Source organism: Mesorhizobium sp. M7A.F.Ca.CA.002.09.1.1, from assembly GCF_003998555.1.
Lineage (GTDB): Bacteria > Pseudomonadota > Alphaproteobacteria > Rhizobiales > Rhizobiaceae > Mesorhizobium > Mesorhizobium ciceri.
Map to the genome: position 1 here is coordinate 1 of NZ_RZRR01000128.1, position 8823 is coordinate 8823.

General features: G+C 60.9%; 10 protein-coding genes. 9 read left to right on the forward strand and 1 reads right to left on the reverse strand.

Going from position 1 to position 8823, the window contains the following annotated elements; translation table 11 throughout:
• The 5 genes from EN994_RS08390 to EN994_RS08410 form a co-directional block, all read left to right on the forward strand.
• The coding region (locus EN994_RS08390) for a GntR family transcriptional regulator (protein WP_164745840.1) at positions 1–343 on the forward strand (343 nt) is incomplete at its 5' end.
• Between the two features lie 68 nt (positions 344–411).
• Positions 412–1944 carry a putative N-acetylmannosamine-6-phosphate 2-epimerase gene (locus EN994_RS08395; RefSeq protein ID WP_082826518.1) on the forward strand — a complete coding sequence of 511 codons (1533 nt, stop codon included), beginning with the start codon at positions 412–414 and terminating at the stop codon, positions 1942–1944.
• 82 nt (positions 1945–2026) lie between these two features.
• The gene (locus EN994_RS08400; RefSeq protein WP_244514326.1) at positions 2027–3322 is read left to right on the forward strand and encodes a sugar ABC transporter substrate-binding protein; all 1296 of its coding nucleotides are present in this window, start codon (positions 2027–2029) and stop codon (positions 3320–3322) included.
• A 55-nt stretch (positions 3323–3377) separates the two neighbouring features.
• Entirely contained in the window at positions 3378–4244 is an 867-nt protein-coding gene (locus EN994_RS08405) for a sugar ABC transporter permease (protein ID WP_013530442.1), read from the forward strand.
• Between the two features lie 2 nt (positions 4245–4246).
• On the forward strand, positions 4247–5068 hold the full coding sequence (locus EN994_RS08410) for a carbohydrate ABC transporter permease (RefSeq protein ID WP_027160930.1): 822 nt from the start codon (positions 4247–4249) through the stop codon (positions 5066–5068).
• Here the strand turns inward: EN994_RS08410 and EN994_RS08415 are convergent.
• Complete coding sequence (locus EN994_RS08415) at positions 5065–5376, reverse strand: hypothetical protein (RefSeq protein WP_127224133.1); 312 nt, start codon at positions 5374–5376, stop codon at positions 5065–5067. The two genes, EN994_RS08410 and EN994_RS08415, sit on opposite strands and share 4 nt — an antisense overlap.
• Before the next feature lie 195 nt (positions 5377–5571).
• Here EN994_RS08415 and EN994_RS08420 point away from each other — a divergent pair, with 195 nt between their 5' ends.
• The 4 genes from EN994_RS08420 to EN994_RS08435 all read left to right on the forward strand — a co-directional run.
• Positions 5572–6561, forward strand: a complete 990-nt coding sequence (locus EN994_RS08420; RefSeq protein ID WP_063168707.1) for an ABC transporter substrate-binding protein — start codon at positions 5572–5574, stop codon at positions 6559–6561.
• Positions 6562–6709: 148 nt separating this feature from the next.
• Positions 6710–7576 (forward strand): ABC transporter permease, encoded by an 867-nt coding sequence (locus tag EN994_RS08425; RefSeq protein WP_024503974.1) that lies wholly within the window; start codon positions 6710–6712, stop codon positions 7574–7576.
• A gap of 13 nt (positions 7577–7589) precedes the next feature.
• Positions 7590–8393 (forward strand): ABC transporter ATP-binding protein, encoded by an 804-nt coding sequence (locus EN994_RS08430; protein ID WP_013530446.1) that lies wholly within the window; start codon positions 7590–7592, stop codon positions 8391–8393.
• Between the two features lie 95 nt (positions 8394–8488).
• Positions 8489–8823, forward strand: a 335-nt coding sequence (locus EN994_RS08435; protein WP_206530384.1) for a GMC family oxidoreductase N-terminal domain-containing protein, incomplete at its 3' end; no start/stop codon positions are given.

Here is an 8823-nt window from a genome sequence, read left to right on the forward strand (position 1 = left end):
CACCAATGTAATCCGCATGCGCCGCGTGCGGACGGCCGATGGCGCGCCGATCGCCGTCGAGGTCTCGGCCGTGCCGGTTCGCTTCCTTCCTTCGCCCGAGATGGTTCAGGACTCCCTCTATGAAGCGCTAGATGCACGCGGCTTCCTGCCTCAGAGGGCAATCCAGCGCATGCGCTCGCGCGGCGCATCGCTGGAGGATGCAAGACACCTTCATTGCGAGATGGGCGCACCGCTGCTGATGACCGAGCGCCGCTGCTTTCTCGCCGACGGACAGATCGTGGAATACTGCGAGACACGCTACAAGGGAGACGTCTACGACTTCGTCTTCGAGCTGCAAAGATAATACCAGTTATGAACTGGTTGTAATCTGGTATTTTCCATTTATCGTGATGGCGACAGGGGAGTGCCGACGTGCAGCGGGAAGACATCGCCAACAGTCTCATCGTGTCCTGCCAGCCGGTTCCCGGCGGCCCGATGGACAGTGCGCAATTCGTGACGGGCTTTGCCAGGGCCGCTCTTGAAGCCGGAGCCAAGGCCCTGCGCATCGAATCCGTGCCCTATGTCGCGGCCGCCCGCCTGGCCGTCCGCGAGCCGATCATCGGTATCGTCAAGCGCGATCTGACCGACAGCCCCGTGCGCATCACGCCCTATCTGGCCGATGTCGAGGCGCTGGCCGAGGCGGGCGCCGATATCATCGCTTTCGATGCGACGGACCGTGTCCGTCCCGTTCCTGTCGAAGCGCTTGTGAAAGCCGTCAAGGCCAGGAACAAGCTGACCATGGCCGATTGCTCTTGCCTTGACGATGCGCGCCGGGCCCTTGCCGCGGGTGTCGATTTCGTCGGCACGACGCTTTCCGGCTATGTCGGCGGGCCGGAGCCGGAGGATCCGGACATTGCCCTCATCGCTCAAATGCGAACCCTGAGCCCCTACGTCATCGCCGAAGGGCGTATCCGGTCGCCGGAGCAGGCGGCCGCCGCCGCGCGCGCCGGCGCCTGTGCCGTGGTTGTCGGATCGGCGATCACCCGTACCGAGCACGTCACCTCGTGGTTCCACCAGGCGATTTCCGGGGCCTATGCGGCAAGGGGCACGCAAACCGTGCTTGGCCCAACCGTGCTGGGCATCGACATCGGGGGAACCAAGACCATGGCCGCGCTGGTCAGCGGCGGCAAGGTGGTCGAGGACATGATCGTGCCTACCGCGCGAGAGGCTGGACCCGACGCCTGGCTGGCATCCCTTGCGCAAAGCACGTCGGCCTGGTCAAGCCGCTTCAGTCGTATCGGTATTGCGGTGACGGGGCTGGTGCACGATGGACGCTGGTCGGCGTTGAATCCGGCGACGCTTGGCATTCCCGACGGCTACCCGCTGGTCGAAAGGGCATCCGCTGTTTTCGGCAAGCCCGTCTGTGCGTTCAACGATGCCCAGGCAGCCGCCTGGGGCGAATACAAATTCGGCGCCGGGCAAGGTCGCGACATCGTCTTTCTGACCATCTCGACCGGAATTGGCGGCGGCATCGTTTGCAACGGCCGATTGCTGTCCGGTCTTGCCGGTCACTTCGGTCTGATCCGTGGTTTGTCTGAAGACCAGGCCCCGCTCGAAGACAGCACCTCCGGCCGCTGGATCGCTTCGCAGGCCCTCAAGGCCGGCTTCAAGGCCGATGCCGCCGATGTGTTCGGGCTTGCGCTGAAGGGCGAGGCCTGGGCCGACGCCATCGTCTCGCGGAGCGCCTCGCGGGTCGCGACGCTGTGCCGGGACATTCAGATGATGTTCGATCCGAAATCGATCGTCATCGGCGGCAGCATCGGTCTTGCCGATGGCTATCTCGACCGGGTGCGCGCGCATCTGGGCGAGGTTCCACCGCGCCTTTCCTCCAATCTCGTTGCGGCGAAGCTCGCGGGCCACGCCGGCGTCATCGGTGTTGCCGATCTTGCCGAATGGGCAAAGTAGCGGCGCCGCCGGTCATGCCATGCAAAAATCATCAAAAAAGAAGGGAACGATCATGAAATTGAGCAGGACGTCTTTTGCGCTTATGGCCACCCTCCTCGCGGGGACAGCTTTGCCGACCTTTGCCAACGCAACCGTGACCGTGCTCGGCTGGCCTGGCGGGTCCGAGGAAACCGCACTGCGGGCAACCGTGGAAACCTATAACAAGCAGGCAAGCGATGCCGACAAGGTGGAGCTGCTGTTCTTCAACCGCGAAGGCTTTTACGACAAGCTGCAGGCCGACATGGCGGCCGGATCCAACGCCTTCGACGTGAATCTCGTCGCCACCTACTCGCTCGGTCGCTACGCGCCCTATATGGAGCCGGTCGATCTTGGCGCGGATGCGGCCAAGGTTTTCGGCGAATCCGTTCTCAAGACGATGCAGTTCGACGGCAAGCAATACGGCGTGCCGACCGACCTTTCGCTGCACTTCATGTACTACCGCAAGGATCTCGTCGACGCCTTGAGCAGGGATGACGCCGCCAAGAAGACCTATGGTGAAATCGCCCAGAAATATCTCGGCAAGCCGCTGCAGCCGAAGGACCCGGACAGCTGGACCTGGGACGACTGGGCGGCCACCGCCCTCTATTTCACCAAGCAGGTGAACCCCGACAGCCCGGTGCGCTACGGCACGGTCCTGCAGATGAAGAACCTGCTGTTCAACATGATGGTCTTCCAGTCCCTGCCGCGCTCCTACGGCGGCGACTGGATGGACAAGAACGGCAATGTCACGGTGGATTCCGATGCCTACAAGACCGGCCTCGAGCTCTACAAGAAACTCTATGATGCCGGGTCATCGCCCAAGGATTCGCTGAGCTACGAATATGCGGAAACCAACGCGGCCTTCGCATCCGGTCAGGCCGCGACGGCACTGCAGTGGAATGCCGCGGCGGCGGATCTGACCAGCACCGAAAAATCTCCGGCGGTCGCCGAGGTGACCGGGATCGTCGCGCCGCCGGCAGGTCCCGACGGACGCGCCGATCATATCCACGGCCTTGGTTTGGGCCTCAACAAGAACGCCAAGAACAAGGAAGGCGCCGTCAAGTTCCTGAAGTGGCTCGCCACCGAGGATGCGGCCTTGCTCTATGCGCGCAGCGGCGGTTCGCCGGCATTGTCTCCCGATGTCGTCGCCAAGGTTGCGAAGGAACGTCCCGATCTCGTCAAGCTCGGCGAATTCGCCAGCAAGTACGGCTATGTCATGACCGGTGCGACGTCCGCGAGTGCGCTCCCGGTCTATGAGCTGCAGGCAAAGGAGTTTACCGGCTACTGGTCCGGCCAGCAGAGCCTCGAGGATGCGCTCGCCCACACCAAGGCGGGCATGCAGGACCTTCTCAAGAAATGAACCATTTGCCGGACGCCGGGTCGAGCTCGGCGTCCGGCGCGTTTGGCGGATCGACATGGCCCTTGTGACACGTGCCGAAGGCAGGATGTATCTGACGCCGCTGGTCGGCTTCCTGCTGCTGTTCCTCGGCTTTCCGGCGATCGTCAATCTGATTTATTCCATTTCGGCCGTCACATTCGAGACGCTGCGCAGTCCGGTGTTGAGCGGTTTCAGCAACTATGTCGCGGTGTTGAACGACCGCGAATTCTGGAGCTCGGCCTGGTTCTCTCTGCGCTTCGGTATTCTTACCGCATCAGCGGAATGTCTGATCGGTCTTTTCCTTGCCATCTTCCTGGCACCGCTTCTGAGCAAGCGACCAGTCCTGATGGCGCCGTTGATGCTGCCGCTGATGGTCGCGCCGGCCATGGTCGGTCTCATGTACCGGCTGGTGCTGCATGAATTTGCGGGCCCCGTCCCCTACTATCTCTTCGAATGGTTCGGTGACAGCCCGGCCTTCCTCGACATCAACAATGCCTTCCGCACCCTTGTCGTCGTGGAGACGCTGCAATGGACGCCTTTCGCCTTCCTGCTCTTCTACATGGCCTATTCGGCCATACCGCTCGACGTGCGCGAAGCCTCCTCGCTCGATGGCGCATCACCGTTTGAGATCGTCCGGTGGATCGACCTGCCATTGATGAAGCCGACGCTGGTCATCGCGTTTTTCATCCGTTTCATCGACGGTTTCCGGGTGTTCGACAATGTCTATGCATTGACCGGCAGTGGTGCAGGAGGTTCAACGACGTCCTTGTCGATCTACATCTACCAAGCCTTCTTCAAGGAAGGGGCTATTGGCAAGGCGGTCGCCGCCTCGGTTGTCCTGTTCATGGCGTCGTTCATCGTTCTCCACTGCCTTAACCGGCTTGCCGGCCGCAGGAAGCGTTGACGATGGCCGGGGCACTGCGCTGGATCGTTTTTGCCATCGCCGTGCTGGCGATGAATTTCCCCATTATCGTGACGCTGATCACATCGCTCAAAAGCCAGCGCGAGCTTTCGACGAACCCCGGTTTGTGGATCAGCCAGCCGACGCTCGACAACTATCTGGAGGTCCTGACGCAGACCAGCCGCTTCAACATCTATGCCTATCTGCTGAACAGCACCGTGGCGGCGCTGATCGGAACCGGCCTTGCGATCGTGCTCGCGTTCCCGGCTGCCTATGCGATCGCGCGCAGCGAGGCGGGAAAGCGCTTGGTCCTGCCGATCGTCATCAATCTTCGCGCCGTGCCGCTGATCATCTTCGCGATCCCGCTTTACATGATGTACCAGTGGCTGGGCCTGCTCGATACGCGGATCGGGCTCGGGCTCATCCTGACCATCGTCAACGCGCCGCTTGCACTCGTCATCCTGGTAAACGCGATTTCAGATGTACCAGTCGAACTCGACGAGGCGGCGAAAGTCGATGGCGCAAGTTCCTTGCAGGTGATGATGATGATCGTCCGGCCCGTCATCCGACCGGCGCTCGTCACAACCTTCATCTTCGGCTTCATCACCGCCTGGAACGAATTCCTCTTCGGCCTCATGCTGACAACCAGTCGTGCCGTGCCGATGACGGTCGGCGCATCCTTCTTCTTCGCCGCGAGCGGCGGTGGCGTAAAATGGGGAACCGCTTCCGCCGTCATGATGCTGGGCGCCTTGCCGCCGGCATTGCTGGGTCTTGTGATGTATCGGCAGATATCGGGATCCATGACCGCTGGGGCGGTCAAGGGCTAAAGCAAGAAGAAGTTCGTCTTTCCGACAAATTGGACAACCCAATCCGACAGCGCCAGCGCGCTTGTCAGGCCAGGTGGCTCGATTCCGAAAAGACGGATCAGCCGTCCGGACGGATCTGCCAGAATGGCGAAATCGCCGAACTGCAACCCGTTCGTTTTAGGCCGCAGCCCGCGATGGCTCGGCTCCAGTTCCCCGTCTCTCAGCCCCGGCCAATAAATGGCGCGTAAAATGGTGTGGCCCCGGGCCGGCCGAGGAAAGAAGAAATGGTGCAGCTTGCTGAGGGCGAAATCGCGATGGCGCAGACGCAACGCAGTCTGGTTAGGTCCAGCCTAAGCCGAACTACTGAAAATCATAATTTGTGCAGCGCACCCAACGTGCTTTGCTCCGCCATCGGCTGAAAGAAAACAAGAAAAGAACGTCAGGCGACAGGCTTCGGCGATGCCTCCGGAGCGGGTTTCGTTCGGGCCGGGATAACGCTCGACTTCAGAAAACAGGGGAACGTGATGACGACAATAATCTCGAAGTTTCGCCGGGCCGCGCTGGTGGCCGGCATTGCGCTCAGCGCCATATCGGTGAGCCTCCACGCCGAAGCTGGCAGCTTGAAACTGGGCATGACGACCTGGGTGGGGTACGGACCGCTCTTCCTTGCCCGTGACATGGGCTACTTCAAGGAAGGTGGGCTCGATGTCTCGCTTGAAATCATCGAGGAAGCATCGCTGTATATGGCGGCTGTTGCCGCCGGCGAGCTCGACGGCAGCGCATCGACCGTCGACGAGATCATGAAGTATCGTTCGAAGGATGTTTGCTTCAAGTCGGTCTATGCGCTGGATGACAGCCATGGCGGCGATGGCGTGCTCGCGCCCAGCGGGGTCAAGAGCATCGCCGACCTCAAAGGCATGGACGTAGCGCTGAACGAGGGTTCAGTGTCGCAGTTCTGGTTCAATATCCTGCTCAAGCAGGCCGGTCTCACCCAGGCCGATGTGAAGATCACCAACATGACGGCAGACGATGCCGCTGCCGCCTTCATGGCCGACCGCATTCCCGTTGCCGTCACCTGGGAACCGCATCTGACGCTGGCCAAGAAGGAAAACAAGGGACAGGTGCTGATCGACTCCTCCAGGACACCCGGCTTGATCGTCGATGTGGTGGCGCTCAACTGCGACTACATCACGAAGAACCCCGGAGATGTCGAGGCGCTGGTGAAGGGCCTCTACAAGGCCAACGAGTTCATCAAGGAGAATCCTGAGAAGGCGTATGAGGTGATGGCCAAAGGCGTCGGCGGCTGGCTGAAGGATCCGAAGGACTTCGCTTCCTCGGCCGCTGGCGTGAACTTCTACGGTAAGCAGCGCAATGCCGAATTCTTCGCCGGTGGCGAGACTGGCGAAGCCGGCAAGCTGATCAAGCTGGGCGGCGATATCTGGGGCGGCTTCGGCAAGCTCAAAATGGACGTCAAGTATGACGACCTCGTCGATACGTCCTTCCTTGGGAAGTAGCTTGGCCTTGGAAAGTAGCTTGGCCTTGGAAGTAGCTTGGCCTTGCAAAGTAGCTTGGCCTGCGAAGTAATTTGACCTTGCAAAGTGATTTGGCTGAACCGGAGGCGGACCTCGCGCCTCCGGTCCAAGCGGCCCAAAAGGGTATCCCGTGACACTAGCACCGAACACGAGCTCTCTGGTCAGCAATGGCGTGACCGCGAGAGTTGAAGAAGGTCAGGCCGGTCGATCCGTCCTGAAAGTCATCGCCACACCGTTTCGGGCTGTGCCGCGCTCTCTCTCCATTACGCTCGGCTTCATGGTCTGGATCGCCGTCATCGGCGGCTGGTTCGCGCTGACCTATTCCGGAGCGGTCAAGGAAATGTTCCTGCCTCGCCCCGAATCCGTGTTGTCCACCACCATCAGCATGGCGCTTGACGGGTCGTTGTGGGAGCATGTTTTCGCCAGCGTCCAGGTGGTGTTGATCGGCTTCGTCCTTTCGAGCATCGTTGCGGTGCCGCTTGGATTGACGATGGGCACCTATCGCATCGTCCAGGCCGTTCTCGAACCGTTGGTCAATTTCATACGCTATCTGCCGGTGACGTCCTTCGTGCCGCTTTTCATCCTGTGGATCGGCATCGGCATCGAGCAGCGCGTTGCCGTCATCGTCTTCGGCGTCTTCTTCCAGCAGCTCGTCATGATCGCCGACAGCGCTCGCAGCGTCCAGCGCGACCTTGTCAACGCAGCCTATACGCTCGGCACGAAACGAGGCGACACGGTCTTCCACATCGTCTTTCCGGCCACGCTTCCGAGCGTGCTGGATGTGCTGCGCGTCACCATGGGCTGGGCCTGGACCTATCTCGTCGTGGCCGAACTCGTCGCCGCCCGCAGCGGACTTGGCTACATCTCGCTCAAAGCCATGCGCGGCTTTCAGGTCGACGTGATCTTCATGGCCATCGCCATGATCGGCATCCTTGGTCTTTGCACCGACCAATTGTTCCGGGGCATCCGCCGCCTCGTCGCTCCCTGGGCCAATTGAGGAACACGCACACATGGACGCCCTGAATCTTACGACGAAACCAAAGAGTTCCGACATAGGCATCGACAATGTGGTCCTGCGCTACGGCAAGGGTGACAATGCGGTGCTGGCGCTGGATGGCATTTCCTTTCACGTCGTGCCCAACGAATTCTGTGTGATCGTCGGCCCATCCGGCTGCGGCAAGTCGAGCCTGCTTTATCTCGTCGCCGGTCTTGAGGAGCGGACCGGCGGCATGATCGTAGTCGGCGGCAAGCCTGTTACCGAGCCGGGCCCGGATCGCGGCATGGTGTTTCAGGCATATACGCTGTTTCCCTGGCTTACGGTGGCGCAGAACGTCGAATATGGCCCGAAGCGGAAGGGCATTGCGCCGGCCGAGCGCAGGGTCATTGTCGAGCATTTTCTCCACGAGGTCGGTCTGGCAAAGTTCGCCAACCATTACCCGTCTCAGCTGTCGGGCGGCATGAAGCAGCGCGTTGCGATTGCGCGCGCGCTCGCCAATGATCCGGACGTGCTGCTGATGGATGAGCCTTTTGGAGCGCTCGACAGCCAAACCCGTCACAGCATGCAGAAGCTTTTGCTGAGGATCTGGGATCATTCCAAGAAGACGGTCCTGTTCGTTACCCATGACATCGACGAAGCGATCCTGCTGGCGGACAGGGTGCTCGTCATGTCCGGCCGGCCCGGTCAGATCAAGAAGGAAATCCGCGTAGGCCTCCCGCGTCCACGCAGCATGGATCTGGTCATGGAGCCGAACTTCATCGCCATGAAGCGGGAGATCCTCGAGCTCCTGAAGAACGACGAAGACGACGAGCACTAATGCATGTCGCTCAAAAGTGACCTCGGTTTTGGGCAGACGACATGCATGAAACAGACATCGGCAGTCTTCGGTGTGGATGATGAAACGGGCAAGGCATGAGCATCGAGGCGGCGGAATTTGACTATATCGTCATTGGCGCGGGCTCGGCCGGCTGTGTCTTGGCAAACAGGCTGAGCGCAGACCCGGCAGTTCGTGTCTGCCTGATCGAGGCGGGCGGCAGCGACGACCGCACCAGGGTGCGCGTGCCGGCCGGCATTCTCTCGCTCTACGGCAATCCGAACTTCGACTACGGCTACAAGGGCGTGCCGCAGCCGCTGCTCAACAACCGCCGCATACCGGTCAACCGGGGCAAGGTTCTTGGCGGGTCGAGTTCGATCAACTCGATGGTCTATATTCCTGGCGCCCCGCCGGACTTCGGTGAATTGGGAGC